Genomic DNA, 13,890 nt, shown 5'->3' with positions numbered 1-13,890 from the left:
ATGGGGCGGGGCGCCACCCGGGCGGCCCGCCCTGCCGCCGTACAGGGGAGGAGAACGCAATGATCGAGAGGACGCTCAGGATCCTGGCCAGGGTCTTCGGCTGGATCGGCATGCTCGGCATGTTCGCCATGCTGCTTCACGTCAGTATCGACGTGGCCGGCAAATGGCTTCTCGGCCTGCCTCTGCCCGTGACCATCGAAATGACCTCGCACTACTACATGGTGGCGGTGGTGTTCTTTCCGCTGGCGGCGGTCGAACTGCGCAACGGTCACATCACGGTGGAGATCGTCTCGCAGTATCTGGCGCCGAGGATTCGCCGGATCCTGATCGGCGTGGTTTCCCTGCTGGGGGTGGTCTACTTCTCCATCCTGACCGCGCGCACCTGGCACGATGCGGTCAACAAGTACGAGATCGGCGAGTATCTCTACGGCACCGTGCCGCTGGAGATCTGGCAGACCCGCTTCTTCGTGCCGCTCGGTTGCGGCCTCCTCACTCTCGTCCTTCTCTGGAAAGCCATCATGATGTTCCGCGGCGCGGAGCGCCTGATCCAGGAAGGCAATGAATCAGTCGAACTGGACGAAGCCTGATGTCCGACCTTCAGATCGGCGGGCTCGGCCTCGTCATCCTCATCATGCTGCTGCTCGCCCGGGTGCCGGTGGGCATTGCGCTGGGCGGCGTCTCCCTCGTCGGCATCTACACCCTTCTGGGTCTGAAGCCGACGCTGGGCATCGTCACCGCGGTGCCCTACGAACTGGTGGCGCACTGGACGCTGAGTTCGGTGCCGATGTTCCTGCTCATGGGCTATGTCTGCTACCACGCAAATCTGACGGAATCGCTGTTCCGGCTGGCGCGTTACTGGCTGTCGGCCCTGCCGGGCGGCCTCGCCATCGCCTCCGTGGGCGGCGCCGCCGGCTTCTCGGCGGTGACCGGCTCCTCGGTCGCCTGCGCCGCCGCCATGGGCCGAATCGCCGTGCCCGAGATGCTCAAGGCGAAGTACGACAAGGGGCTGGCCGCCGGCTCCGTCGCCGCGGCCGGCACCATCGGCTCGCTGATACCGCCCAGCATCCTGCTGCTGATCTTCGGCATCTTTGCCGAAGTGCCCATCGGCAAGCTGTTCGTGGGCGGCTTCCTGCCGGGCATACTCACCGCGTTCATGTTCGCGCTGATGATCTATCTCCGCGTGAAGGCGACGCCATCGCTTGCGCCCTCCGTCCACGAGCAGATTTCCTGGCGCGACCGCTTCTACGCCTTCTACGACACCTGGCCGGTGATCCTGCTGGTGATCGGCGTCTTCGGCGGCCTGTTCGGCGGCGTCTTCACACCGACCGAGGCGGGCGCGATCGGCGCGGCGCTGTCTATCGTGATCGCCTTTCTGAAGCGGTCGCTCAACTGGGCCCGGCTGCGCGACGCCACGATGGAGGCCATGCAGTCGACGGCGGCCATCTTCATCATTGCCATCGGCGCCAACCTGCTGACGCGCTTCCTCGCCTTCGCGGGAGTCTCCGACTTCCTGGCGGACGTGGTGCTGGCGGAGGGCATCAGCGAGATCGCGCTGATCCTCGGCATCTCGGTGGTCTATCTCGCGCTCGGCATGTTCCTCGACCCGCTGGGCATCATGCTGCTGACGCTGCCGATCTTCCTGCCGGTGGTGGAATCGCTTCGCATCGACCTGATCTGGTTCGGCATCCTGATCGTCAAGTATCTCGAGATCGGCCTGATCACGCCGCCCGTCGGTCTGAACGTCTTCGTCATCAAGGGAATCGTCGGCGACGCCATCAAGACAGAGGTGATCTTCAAGGGCATCCTCTGGTTCGTGGTCGCGGACCTGATCACCCTCGCCCTGCTGATCGGGTTTCCGCAGATCACGCTCTTCCTGCCGGAGCTCCTCTACTGAGGCATTGCTGACACGCTTCGCCAAACGGCGAACCGCGGTCTAGTATGTCGCAGCCAATCTTGGGGAGGTCGGGGATCATGGAACTGGCGAAGGTCGATCTGCGGGACAAGTACCGTCTGGAGAGCGGGCGCATCTTCCTCAACGGGGTGCAGGCGCTGGTGCGGCTGCCGCTGATGCAGCGTCAGCGCGATCTGGCGCAGGGGCTGAACACCGGCGGATTCATCTCCGGCTATCGCGGCTCCCCGCTCGGCGGCTACGACAAGGCGCTTTGGGACGCCCGCAGCCTGCTGGAGCAGAACCACATCCACTTCCAGCCCGGCGTCAACGAGGATCTGGGGGTCACCGCCGTCTGGGGCAGCCAGCAGGTCAATCTGTTCCCCGGCGCGAAATACGACGGCGTCTTCGGCATCTGGTACGGCAAGGGGCCGGGCGTCGACCGCTCCGTCGACGCTATCAAGCACGGCAACCACGCCGGCGCGAGCGCAACCGGCGGCGTCCTGCTGATGGCCGGTGACGACCATGGCGCAGTCTCGTCCACGCTGCCGCACCAGTCGGAACAGGTTCTCATCGCCTCGCTGGTGCCGGTGCTGAATCCGGCGAGCGTGCAGGACTATCTCGATCTCGGCCTGCTGGGCTTCGCCATGTCGCGCTATTCGGGCGCCTGGATCGGCTTCAAGGCGATCTCGGAGACCGTCGAGTCCAGCGCTTCGGTCCGGGTCAATCCCGACCGCCTGCAGATCGTCATTCCGGACGATTTCGAGATGCCCCCCGGCGGCCTGAACATCCGCCTGGGCTACGATCCGGCCGGCGCGGAGATGCTGGCGAACGGGCCGCGGCTGGAAGCGGTCGCCGCCTTCGCCCGCGCCAACCACATCGACCGTATCGTCTTCGAACCGGACCGGCCGGCGCGCATCGGCGTGATCTCCACGGGCAAGGCCTACATGGACCTGCGCCAGGCGCTGGAAGATCTCGGCCTGCCGGAGGGCCGCCTGAACGAACTCGGCGTCCGCATCTACAAGGTCGCCATGACCTGGCCGCTGGAGCGCGAAGGCGCGCTCGGTTTCGCCGAGGGCCTGGAGGAGGTCATCGTCGTCGAGGAGAAGCGCGGCCTGATCGAGGACCAGCTCATGAAGCTGCTCTATCACCTGCCGGCGGACCGCCGTCCGGTGGTCGTGGGCAAGGCCGACGAGACCGGCGCGCCGCTGCTCAGCAAGATCGGTGAGATTGATCCCGGCATGGTCGCGCGGGTGCTCGCCGACCGCCTGGAGAAGCGTGGCGCGATGGATTCGGCCCTGCGCCAGCGGCTGGCCCGCATGGAGGCGAAGCAGGCGGCGCTGCACGGGCCGCCGCCGAAGACCGTGCGCACGCCCTATTTCTGTTCCGGCTGCCCGCACAACACCTCCACGCAGGTGCCTGACGGCAGCCGCGCGATGGCCGGCATCGGCTGTCACGGCATGGCCGTCTGGATGCCCGAGCGCCGGACGCAGACCATGTCCCACATGGGCGCCGAGGGCGTGACCTGGATCGGCCAGTCGCCCTTTACCGACGAACCCCACGTCTTCCAGAACCTGGGTGACGGCACCTACTACCATTCCGGCCTGCTGGCGATCCGCGCTGCGGCCGCGGCCGGCGTCAACATCACCTACAAGATCCTGTTCAACGACGCGGTCGCCATGACCGGCGGACAGCAGCATGACGGGCCGCTGACCGTCTGGGACATCAGCCGTCAGGTTCATGACGAGGGCGCGAAGCGCGTCGTCATCGTCACGGACGAGCCCGACAAGTACCCCATGGGCGTCCACTGGGCGCCGGGCGTGACCATCCATCACCGCGACGAACTCAACGCCGTGCAGAAGGAGCTGAGGGGCACGCCGGGACTGACGGTGCTGATCTACGATCAGACCTGCGCCGCCGAGAAACGCCGCCGGCGCAAGCGCGGCACCTTTCCCGACCCGGCGAAGCGGGTCTTCATCAACGACGAGGTCTGTGAGGGCTGCGGCGACTGCTCGGTCCAGTCCAACTGCGTCTCGGTGAAGCCGCTGGAGACGGATCTGGGCCGGAAGCGCCGCATCGATCAGTCCGACTGCAACAAGGACTTCTCCTGCTTGAAGGGATTCTGCCCCAGCTTTGTCACGATCGAGGGCGGCGGTGTTCGCCGCGCGCCCAAGCCGGACCTCAAGGTCGTCGGCGCGGAGGCCGATCCCTTCGCCGGCCTGCCCGAGCCCGAGCGGCGGGAGCTGACGGAGCCCTACAGCATCCTGGTCACGGGCATCGGCGGCACGGGCGTGATTACCGTCGGCGCCCTGATTGCCATGGCCGCCCATGTCGAGGGGCGCGGTGCGACGGCGCTGGACTTCACCGGTCTGGCGCAGAAGAACGGCGCGGTGATGAGCCATGTTCGCCTGGCGCCTGAGCCCGAGGACATCCATGCCGTCCGCATCGCCGCGGGCGGCGCCGACGTGATCCTCGGCTGCGACATGGTGGTCGCGGCCAGCCCCAAGGCCATCGGGACGATGGAGCAGGGGGTCACCCGCGCGGTGCTCAACAGCGCCGTGCAGCCGACCGCCGCCTTCGTGCAGAACAACGACATCGATCTCGGCGAAGCCGAATCGGCCGATCGTATCCGCGAGGCCCTGGGCGACGACCACGCCGACTTCATCGACGCCACCAGCCTCGCCGGCCAGATCATGGGCGACACGATCTCCTCCAACCCCTTCCTGCTCGGCTTCGCCTGGCAGAAGGGTCTGATTCCGCTCAGCCTGGAGGCCATCGAGCGGGCCATCGAGATCAACGGCGTCGCCGTCGAGGCCAACAAGCAGGCGCTCTCCTGGGGCCGCCTGGCGGCTCACGACCCGGACGCCGTGCGCGCCGCCGCCGAGCCCAGGCAGACTGCGCCGAAGAAGCGGCCGCAGGGCTTCGAGGAGATCGTCGCCGACCGCGTGCGCCGGCTCACCGACTACCAGGATGCGGCCTATGCCGCCCGCTACCGCACCTTCGTGGAGCGCGTGGCCGCCGCCGAGAAGGCGAAGGCGCCAGGACGGACCGATCTGGCCGAAGCGGTCGCCCGATCGCTGTTCAGGCTGATGGCCTACAAGGACGAATACGAAGTCGCCCGGCTCTATACGGACCCGGCTTTCATGGCCAAGGTCCGCCGTCAGTTCGCCGGCGGTTACCGCCTGAAGTTCCATCTGGCGCCGCCCATCGCGTCGGCGCGGGATCCGGAGACGGGCGAGCTGCAGAAGCGCGAATACGGCCCCTGGATGATCCATGTCTTCCGCGTGCTGGCGAAACTGAAGGGGCTGCGGGGCACGCGCTTCGACATCTTCGGCCGCACCGAGGAGCGCCGCATGGAGCGGCAGCTCATCGCCGACTACATGGCGACGATCGAGAACGTGCTGAGCGAACTTGATGCCGGCAACCACGGGCTGGCGGTCCAGATCGCCGAGGTGCCCGAGGAGATGCGCGGTTTCGGGCACGTCAAGGAACGCAACGTGGCGAAGGCGAAGCGCAAGGAGCAGGCGCTGCTCGCCAGCTTCCGCGACCCGATGGCTGGCGTTCAGGCGGCGGAGTAGCCTCGGCCTATCCTGAGGGGTCGCCGGACGGTTCCGGCCTGGCGCGTCCCGTTTCGCCGAGGCGGATGAGCGTCAGCCGTGTGGCGATCGGCCCGAGCAGTTCGAAGACCACCGTCGTCGCCACCGTCACCGTCGTCACGGTCACCGCGTGTTCGGGCACGGCCACGCTGGCCACAAGCGCCATGCCGAGCGCGACACCGGCCTGGGGCAGCAGGGTCAGCCCCATCATCCGCGCCTGAGAGTCCGACATTCCGCCCAGCCGGCCGCCCAGCCAGCCGCCTGCCATCCGGCCGCCCGTACGCAGGGCGAGGAATGCCAGTCCCAGCGGCCCCGCGGCGACCACGGCCGCCGGGTCCACCGACGCGCCGGCCAGCACGAAGAACAGCACCAGGAAGGGACCGCTGATGTGCTCGATTTCGTGGAAGGGGTAGTCGTGGTGCCGGGCCAGATTGACCACGACCACGCCGGTGGTCATGCCGGTCAGCAGGGGCGACACCTCCAGCCAGATCGAAAGCCCGGCGCAGAGCAGAACCAGCCCCAGCGCTTCCGCCAGGGTCGGCTCGCCCGGCCGGACCCGGCCGGTCAGCAGGGCCGCCGGCAGCCCCACGGCCAGCCCGAGGGCGATGGCGCCGAAGACCTCGATCAGGCCATGGCCGAGGCCCGCGACGAGGCCGCCGCCCGCGCTCACGAAGCCCAGCACCACGCTGAAGGCGATGACGCCCCAGGCGTCGTCGATGGCGACCACACCCAGCAGCGTCTTCGTCACCGGTCCGTCGCTCCGGGTTTCGTTGACGATGTCCCTGGTCGCCGCCGGGTCCGTAGCCAGCCCCACGCCGGCCAGCAGAAGGGCGAGCACCAGCGGCGCGCCGGCGAGCAACAGACCGGCGGTCATCACGGTGAAGGAGACGGAGATGACGCAGAGCGATACCGCCAGGATGGCGCGCCCGTGCGTGCGAAGCGCCGGTCCTGACAGCTCGCCGCCCAGCAGAAAGGCGATCATGGTCAGCGCCAGCGCGGCGATGGTGTCGCGCCAGCCGTCCGGATCGATCGGCAGGACGTCCAGCGCCGCCGGTCCGATGGCGACCCCGAACAGCACCAGCAGGGTAATGCGGGGCAGCTGGGTCAGCCGGCCCAGGGCATCGAGCCCCAGGCCGACCAGAAGCAGCAGTCCGAAGGTAATCAGGGGCGGGGCCAGATCCATCCTCAGTCCACGCTCCCGGTCATGGCATCAGCCCGAGAGCCGGTCCCTGTAGGGGCCCAGCAGCGCCCGGCTGATCACCACGTTCTGGATTTCGGTCGAGCCGTCCAGGGTCTTGGCGATCTTGGCCGCCGCGAACAGCCGCGGCAGCGGCGTGTCGTGCTTCAGGCCGTTGGAGCCCATCTGGCCCATGCAGATGTCCAGGCCTTCCATGGCCGCACGGGTGGCAAACTTCTTCGCGTGCGCCGCTTCGACCGAAGCCTTGCCCTCGGCCTCCAGCCGGGCGGCGGCGTCGTAGGTCATCAGCCGCGCGGCGTGCAGGTCCGTGGCGACCTCCGCGAGTTGCCACTGCATGCCCTGGAACTGCGCCACCTCGGTGCCGAAGGCGCGCCGCTGCGTGGTGTAATCCAGCGCGGTTTCCAGGCCCACGGCGAGCGCGCCGCAGCACATGGCCGCGACATTGATCCGAGCCATGTCGATGGCCGACAGCGCAGCCCGCAGCCCCTCGCCGGGCGGCACCACCATCCGCTCCGGCGCCAGTGCGACGTCCCGGAACGTGACGTCGGCGATGGAGGCGACATGACCGCTCAACATGTCGTAGGGCTGGCTCACCTCGACGCCGTCGGCCTCGCGCGGCACCAGGAAGCCGGCGATGCCCTTCGCGCCGCTGCCGGGTTCGGTCTGGGCGAAGACGAAGTACTCGTCGATATGCGGGGCGTTGGTGACCCAGGCCTTGGCGCCGTTCATCACCCAGCCGCCGGCGTTCTTCGCCGCCGTGGTGGTCATGGCGGTGGCGTCGGAACCGGCCGCCGGCTCTGTCAGCAGGAAGCCGGTCGAGACCTCCGCCGCCATCAGCCGCTTCAGCATCTCCTCGTGCCAGGGATGATGGCCATAGCGGTCGATTGCCGCCATGCAGTATTCCTGCGGCACGAAGGTCAGCGCCGCGATGGGGTCGGCGCGGCCGAGCACTTCGGACATGCTGGCCATCACCGTGGCGCGGACGGCGAGGCCGCCCTTTTCCTTCGGCACCAGCATGCCCTTGAGCCCCGCTTCGGCATAGGCCTGCCAGACTTCCCGCGGCGGCCGCCGGCCGGTTTCGCAGTCGCCGGCGACCCTGGCCGCCACCTCTGCGACCTTCTCGTTCGCAGCCAGCAGCTTCTTTTCTCCGTCGGTGAATACTTCGCTCATGCCTCTCCCCCAAACGATGATCGCGTCGGCGGCCCGCGCCGCCAGTTCCCCGGAACCGCGATCGTAGGCCCTCCGGCAAGTTGCGGCCAGCGTGGAACGGGATTCTCCGGCGCGGCGTCGCGCCGCTCCGCCTCAGGGTTGCGATCCGGGACCGGACGATCCAGAACACTGCCGGTGTCTTATTGGCGTCCGGCCAGGCTGGCCCGATGCGGGTTGACCGGGACGCCGTCAGGAGGATTGGGAAGATGTTGAAAGCCATCGCGCCGGCGGCGCTCGCCGCCCTCTTGCTCGCCGCAGGTCCGGCCCTTGCCGAAGGCGACCCGGCCGCCGGGGAGAAGGTCTACAAGAAGTGCAAGGTCTGCCACATGGTCGGCGAAGGCGCGAAGAACCGCGTCGGGCCGCCGCTCAATGGCATCATGGGCCGTCAGGCAGGTACGCTGGACGGCTACAACTACTCGCCGGCGATGAAGAAGGCCGGCGAGGAAGGACTGGTCTGGACCGAGGAGACGATGGCCGCGTACCTCGAGGCGCCGCGCAAGCATGTCAAGGGCACCAAGATGGCCTTTCCGGGCTTGAAGAAGGAACAGGAAATCGCCGACGTCATCGCCTATCTGAAGCAGTTCTCCGAATAGCTGCGGACCGGCCGGGCCCGGCTCAGGCGACGTTCGCGGCGAACCACCGCGCCAGCCGTTCCCGGCCGTCCTCGTCGAGGTGGAGCGCCAGCTTCGTGCGCCGGTAGAGCACGTCCTCGGCCGAACGCGCCCATTCCTTCTCCACCAGATAGCGGAGTTCGGCTTCGGTCAGCCCGGCGCCGAAATCCTCGCCGAGGTCATCCGCGGTTTTCGCCTGGCCGAGGATCGTCCGGCTCCCGGTGCCATAGGTGTGCACCAGCCGCGCCGCCGCCGCCCGCGTCAGGAAGGGGTGGGCCGCCGACAGCTCCGCGATCAGCCGTTCGACGCCGTCCACGCCCATGTCGCCGCCGGGAAGCGTCGCGCCTGCCGTCCATGCACTGGTGCGCCGGCCGCTGAGATCGTCGACCCTGTCCGCCACTTCCTCCGCCAGGCGGCGGTAGGTGGTGATCTTGCCGCCGAAGACGTTGATCAGTCCCGCGCCTTCGACCTGCTCCGAGGTCAGCACGTAGTCGCGGGTCGCTTCCTGAGCGCTGGAAGCGCCGTCGTCGTAGAGCGGGCGCACCGCCGAATAGGTCCAGGCGATATCGTCCGTCGTCACCGGCCGGGCGAAGTACTCGCTCGCCGCCTCGACCAGATAACGCTTTTCCTCCTCGCTGATCTCGATGGACGCGGGATCGCCTTCGTAGTCCCGGTCGGTGGTGCCGATCAGGGTGTAGTCGCCCTCATAGGGTATGGCGAAGACGATGCGGCCGTCGGCATTCTGGAAGATGTAGCAGCGGTCGTGGTCGAACAGCTTGCGCACCACGATGTGGCTGCCCTGGACCAGGCGCACGTTGTGCACCGCATTGCGGCCCAGCACGCCGGCCAGCACCCTGTCCACCCAGGGCCCGGCGGCGTTGATCAGCACGCCCGCCGAAAGGCGCTCCCGCGCGCCGCCGGCGAGGTTCTCGGTTTCGATGGTCCAGCGCCCGTCCGCGCCGGGCCGCGCCGAGATCACTTCCGTGCGGGTGCGGATGTCGGCGCCTCGGTCCGCTGCGTCTCGGGCGTTGAGCACCACCAGCCGCGCGTCGTCGACCCAGCAGTCGGAATACTCGAAGCCCTTGACGAAGGCCGGTTTCAGGGGCGTGCCGGCGGGATCGTTCCTGAGGTCGAGCGTGCGCGCCGCCGGCAGGCGCTTCCGCCCGCCCAGATGGTCGTAGAGGAACAGGCCCAGGCGCAGCATCCACGCCGGGCGCAGCCCGCCGTGATGCGGCAGCACGAACCGCAGAGGCCAGATGATGTGCGGCGCCATGGCCCAGAGCCGCTCGCGCTCGATCAGGGATTCGCGGACGAGGCGGAATTCGTAGTGCTCCAGATAGCGCAGGCCGCCGTGGATCAGCTTGGTGGAGCCCGAAGACGTGCCCTGGGCCAGGTCCGCCATCTCGGCCAGGGCGACCGTGTAGCCGCGGCCGGTCAGGTCGCGCGCGACGCCGCAGCCGTTGATGCCGCCGCCGATGACGAATACGTCGACCTCCCGCACGGCGGCGCTCAGGCCACGCCGATCGCAGCCAGCGGCGCGATCCGCAGCTGCACGCCGCAGGTGGCGCAGCACTCGACGATGTCCGCGGGCGGCTGGCGGTCGGTGACGAAGACGTCGATGTCGGACAGATGGCCGATGCGCACCGGCGCGCTGCGCTGGAACTTCATGTGGTCGGCGACGAGTATGGTGCGCCGGGCATGGCCGATGATCGCCTGGGCGACGCGGACCTCGCGGTAGTCGAAATCCAGCAGCGTGCCGTCGGCGTCGATGGCGGATGCGCCCACGACGGCGAAATCCACCTTGAACTGGCTGATCAGATCGATGGTGGCCTCGCCCACGATGCCGCCGTCGGAGGCCCGCACCACGCCGCCGGCGATGATGACTTCCGCGGCCGGGGCCTCACGCAGGATGTTGGCGACGTTGAGGTTGTTGGTGATCGCCATGATGCCGCGGTGCTGGCGCAGGGCGACCGCGACCTGTTCGGTCGTGGTGCCGATGTTCAGCATGATGGAGGAATTGTCGGGGATGAGCGCCGCCGCCGCCGCGCCGATGCGCGTCTTTGCCTCGGCCGCCAGCACCCTGCGTGAATCATAGGCGAAGTTGGTGACGTTGGACGGATAGACGGCTCCGCCGTGAACGCGCTGCAGCAGGCCGCGCTCACTGAGCTCGTTGATGTCCTTGCGGATGGTCTGGGGCGTCACCTCGAACAGCGCGGCGAGGTCATCGACGTCGACGCGTCCGCTCTCGCGCGCCCGGGCCAGGATATCGGACTGGCGGGGAGTCATCTTGAAAAGTTCGATTTCTTTCATTTTGGTTCGCAATTGCGAGACGCGCCCGCAACATCCGATTGGCAGCGCAATTTTCCATCATATCCATGCGAATAGGCAAGCATGGAATTTCGTTCTGGTTCGTATTGACTTTCGATTTGCTTCATTTGATGATCGGAACATTCGCCACTAGGGAGGGTTGAATCAATGAAAAGGAACCTGCTCGCCGCTGTCGCGGCCGGCGCGCTTCTCGCAACATCCGGGCCGGCTTTTGCCGGCATGGAGGAGGCGAAGAAGTGGATCGACAACGAGTTCCAGCCATCGACGCTGACCAAGGAAGAGCAGCAGGCGGAGTTGGAATGGTTCATCAAGGCCGCGGAGCCTTTCAAGGGCATGGAGATCAACGTGCTGTCGGAAACCATCCCGACACACGAATATGAATCGAAAGTGCTGACGAAAGCCTTCGAGGAAATAACCGGTATCAAGGTCAATCACCAGCTTCTGGGCGAGGGCGAGGTCGTGCAGGCCGTGCAGACCCAGATGCAGACCAACCGCAACCTCTACGATGCCTACATCAACGATTCGGATCTGATCGGCACGCACTCCAGACTGCAGCTCGCCGTCAACCTGACCGACTGGATGGCTGGCGACGGCAAGGACGTGACCCTGCCGACGCTGGACATCGACGACTTCATCGGCAAGTCGTTCACCACCGGCCCGGACGGCAAGCTTTACCAGCTTCCCGACCAGCAGTTCGCCAACCTCTACTGGTTCCGCAAGGACTGGTTCGACCGTCCGGAACTGCAGAAGCAGTTCAAGGAGATGTACGGCTACGACCTGGGCGTTCCGGTCAACTGGTCGGCCTATGAGGACATCGCCGAGTTCTTCTCCGAGCACGTCAAGGAGATCGACGGCGTCCGCGTCTATGGCCACATGGACTATGGCAAGCGCGCGCCGGATCTCGGCTGGCGCATGACCGACGCCTGGCTGTCGATGGCTGGCGCCGGCTCCAAGGGCCTGCCCAACGGCCAGCCCATCGACGAATGGGGCATCCGCATGGAGGAAGGCTCCTGCAATCCGGAAGGCGCTTCGGTCAGCCGCGGCGGCGGCGCGAACGGCCCTGCGGCCGTCTACGCCATCCGCAAGTGGGACGAATGGCTGAGGAAGTACGCGCCTCCGGGCGCCGCCGACTACGACTTCTACCAGTCGCTGCCGGCGCTGAGCCAGGGCAACGTGGCCCAGCAGATCTTCTGGTACACGGCCTTCACCGCCTCCATGGTCGCGCCGAAGTCGGAGGGCAACAACACCGTCGACGATGAGGGCAAGCCGCTCTGGCGGATGGCGCCGTCGCCGCACGGGCCCTACTGGGAGGAAGGCCAGAAGCTGGGCTATCAGGACGCGGGTTCCTGGACCTTGTTCAAGTCGACCCCGGTCGACCGCCGCAAGGCTGCCTGGCTCTACGCCCAGTTCACCGTGTCCAAGACGACCTCGCTGAAGAAGAGCCATGTCGGTCTGACGATCATCCGCGACAGCGACATCAACCATCAGTCCTTCACCGACCGCGCGCCGAAACTGGGCGGCCTGGTGGAGTTCTACCGCTCGCCCGATCGCGTTCTCTGGTCGCCGACCGGCGTGAACGTGCCCGACTATCCGAAACTGGCCCAGATCTGGTGGCAGCAGATCGGTGACGTGAACTCCGGCGCCTTCACGCCGCAGGAGGCCATGGACCGGCTGGCTCAGGAGATGGACACGACCATGGCCCGCATGGAGCGTGCGGACAAGGCGAACAACACCTATGGCGGTTGTGGCCCTCGCCTCAACGAGCCCAAGGATCCTTCCGAGTGGATCGGCAAGGGCGGCGCCAAGGCCAAGCTCCCCAACGAGAAGCCGCAGGGCGAGACCATCGCCTATGACGAGCTGATCAAGCGCTGGCAGGCCAACTGAGGTCTGTCGGAAACTGAACCCGGCGCGTCCCTCGGGGCGCGCCGGGCCTTTCCGCCCCGCCCCGGGGCGTTTCTTTTGAGTATATTCACGAGATGGCGCTGGAACTTAAATCTGTGGGCAAGCGCGTCGAGGGCGTGACGCATATCCACCCGATGGACCTGACGCTGGAGCCGGGCAGCTTCAACGTGCTGCTGGGCACGACACTTGCCGGCAAGACCACGCTGATGCAGCTCATGGCCGGTCTGGAGCGGCCGACGGAAGGCGAGATCCATTTCGACGGCCGCGACGTCACCGGCGTGTCGGTCCAGAAGCGCAACGTCTCGATGGTCTATCAGCAGTTCATCAACTACCCGAACTTCTCCGTCTACGACAACATCGCCAGCCCGCTGAAGCTGGCGCGGATGGCGAAGGCGGACATCGACCGCCGGGTTCACGAAATGGCGGAGCTGATGCGGCTGACGCCGTTCCTGAAGCGGCGTCCCTCGGAACTCTCCGGCGGCCAGCAGCAGCGTACGGCCATGGCCCGGGCACTGGTGAAGGACGCCAATCTCGTCCTGCTCGACGAGCCGCTGGCCAATCTCGACTTCAAGCTGCGCGAGGAACTGCGCGACGAACTGCCGAAGCTGTTCGCGGACCGCAACTGCATCGCCGTCTACGCCACGACGGAACCCATGGAGGCGCTGCTGTTCGGCGGCAACACCGCGACGCTGCACGAAGGCCGGGTGACCCAGTTCGGCCCGACCATGGAAATCTACAAGTGGCCGATCGACCTGGTCAGCGCCCAGGTCTTCTCCGAACCGCCGATGAACGAGGCGCCGGTGCAGAAGGCGGGGCGCCGCTTCAGCCTGGGCGACCTGGCCTGGGACGCCGATCCGGCCCTGGACGACATGCCCGACGGCGAGTACCGCCTGGGCATCCGGCCGCACAGGGTCACCATCGAACCGCGCGGCGACCAGCCCGTGGCGGTGACCGGCGCCGTCAAGATCGCCGAGCTGAGCGGCTCCGAAAGCACGGTCCATTTCGTGCTGCAGGGCAATGACTGGGTTTCGCTCAGCCACGGCGTGCATGATTTCGAGATCGGCGCCCCGGCGACGTTCCACGTCGACATGTCCCGGGCGATGTACTTCGACGCCGACGGCCACATGGCCGGCGCGGCCGGCGACAGGGCGGGCTGAG

At 67.2% G+C, this 13,890-nt stretch carries 10 protein-coding genes; 6 read left to right on the top strand and 4 right to left on the bottom strand.

The window, feature by feature from the left end:
* Positions 1–59 precede the first annotated feature (59 nt).
* The 3 genes from TEF_18470 to TEF_18460 all read left to right on the top strand — a co-directional run bounded on the left by TEF_18470 (position 60) and on the right by TEF_18460 (position 5,466).
* Entirely contained in the window at positions 60–587 is a 528-nt protein-coding gene (locus tag TEF_18470; GenBank protein ANK82555.1) for a hypothetical protein, read from the top strand.
* The gene (locus TEF_18465) at positions 587–1,894 is read left to right on the top strand and encodes a C4-dicarboxylate ABC transporter (GenBank protein ANK82554.1); all 1,308 of its coding nucleotides are present in this window, start codon (positions 587–589) and stop codon (positions 1,892–1,894) included. Before TEF_18470 ends, TEF_18465 begins: the two co-directional genes overlap by 1 nt.
* A 77-nt stretch (positions 1,895–1,971) precedes the next feature.
* On the top strand, positions 1,972–5,466 hold the full coding sequence (locus TEF_18460) for an indolepyruvate ferredoxin oxidoreductase (GenBank protein ANK82553.1): 3,495 nt from the start codon (positions 1,972–1,974) through the stop codon (positions 5,464–5,466).
* 7 nt (positions 5,467–5,473) lie between these two features.
* Here TEF_18460 and TEF_18455 read toward each other — a convergent pair whose 3' ends face one another.
* Together TEF_18455 and TEF_18450 are read right to left on the bottom strand one after the other, a co-directional pair.
* Positions 5,474–6,667: a sodium:proton antiporter gene (locus TEF_18455; protein ANK82552.1), complete on the bottom strand. Its 1,194-nt coding sequence runs from the start codon at positions 6,665–6,667 to the stop codon at positions 5,474–5,476.
* Between the two features lie 27 nt (positions 6,668–6,694).
* Positions 6,695–7,852: a hypothetical protein gene (locus tag TEF_18450; GenBank protein ID ANK82551.1), complete on the bottom strand. Its 1,158-nt coding sequence runs from the start codon at positions 7,850–7,852 to the stop codon at positions 6,695–6,697.
* A 245-nt stretch (positions 7,853–8,097) separates the two neighbouring features.
* On the opposite strand from TEF_18450, the gene TEF_18445 reads away from it, so the two are divergent.
* Positions 8,098–8,484 carry a cytochrome C gene (locus TEF_18445; GenBank protein ID ANK82550.1) on the top strand — a complete coding sequence of 129 codons (387 nt, stop codon included), beginning with the start codon at positions 8,098–8,100 and terminating at the stop codon, positions 8,482–8,484.
* Between the two features lie 22 nt (positions 8,485–8,506).
* Here the strand turns inward: TEF_18445 and TEF_18440 are convergent, their stop codons facing one another.
* Positions 8,507–10,003: a glycerol-3-phosphate dehydrogenase gene (locus tag TEF_18440; GenBank protein ID ANK82549.1), complete on the bottom strand. Its 1,497-nt coding sequence runs from the start codon at positions 10,001–10,003 to the stop codon at positions 8,507–8,509.
* 8 nt (positions 10,004–10,011) lie between these two features.
* A complete protein-coding gene (locus TEF_18435; protein ANK83596.1) occupies positions 10,012–10,788 on the bottom strand; it encodes a DeoR family transcriptional regulator in 777 nt (258 codons plus the stop codon).
* Between the two features lie 189 nt (positions 10,789–10,977).
* Between TEF_18435 and TEF_18430 the strand changes: the two genes are divergently transcribed.
* Together TEF_18430 and TEF_18425 are read left to right on the top strand one after the other, a co-directional pair.
* Positions 10,978–12,714, top strand: a complete 1,737-nt coding sequence (locus tag TEF_18430) for an ABC transporter substrate-binding protein (protein ANK82548.1) — start codon at positions 10,978–10,980, stop codon at positions 12,712–12,714.
* Positions 12,715–12,806: 92 nt separating this feature from the next.
* Positions 12,807–13,889, top strand: coding sequence for an ABC transporter ATP-binding protein (locus TEF_18425; GenBank protein ID ANK82547.1), 1,083 nt, complete (start codon positions 12,807–12,809; stop codon positions 13,887–13,889).
* The last annotated feature ends 1 nt before the right edge of the window (position 13,890 follow it).

This window comes from Rhizobiales bacterium NRL2, from assembly GCA_001664005.1.
Classification (GTDB): Bacteria; Pseudomonadota; Alphaproteobacteria; order Minwuiales; family Minwuiaceae; genus Minwuia.
Note: the sequence above shows the minus strand (reverse complement) of the source record. Positions and strands in the feature narration are given on the sequence as shown.

Coding starts and splice junctions, on each gene's coding strand:
- TEF_18470 (ANK82555.1), top strand. CDS start 60: ATGATCGAGAGGACGCTCAGGATCCTGGCCAGGGTCTTCGGCTGGATC.
- TEF_18465 (ANK82554.1), top strand. CDS start 587: ATGTCCGACCTTCAGATCGGCGGGCTCGGCCTCGTCATCCTCATCATG.
- TEF_18460 (ANK82553.1), top strand. CDS start 1,972: ATGGAACTGGCGAAGGTCGATCTGCGGGACAAGTACCGTCTGGAGAGC.
- TEF_18455 (ANK82552.1), bottom strand. CDS start 6,667: ATGGATCTGGCCCCGCCCCTGATTACCTTCGGACTGCTGCTTCTGGTC.
- TEF_18450 (ANK82551.1), bottom strand. CDS start 7,852: ATGAGCGAAGTATTCACCGACGGAGAAAAGAAGCTGCTGGCTGCGAAC.
- TEF_18445 (ANK82550.1), top strand. CDS start 8,098: ATGTTGAAAGCCATCGCGCCGGCGGCGCTCGCCGCCCTCTTGCTCGCC.
- TEF_18435 (ANK83596.1), bottom strand. CDS start 10,788: ATGACTCCCCGCCAGTCCGATATCCTGGCCCGGGCGCGCGAGAGCGGA.
- TEF_18430 (ANK82548.1), top strand. CDS start 10,978: ATGAAAAGGAACCTGCTCGCCGCTGTCGCGGCCGGCGCGCTTCTCGCA.
- TEF_18425 (ANK82547.1), top strand. CDS start 12,807: ATGGCGCTGGAACTTAAATCTGTGGGCAAGCGCGTCGAGGGCGTGACG.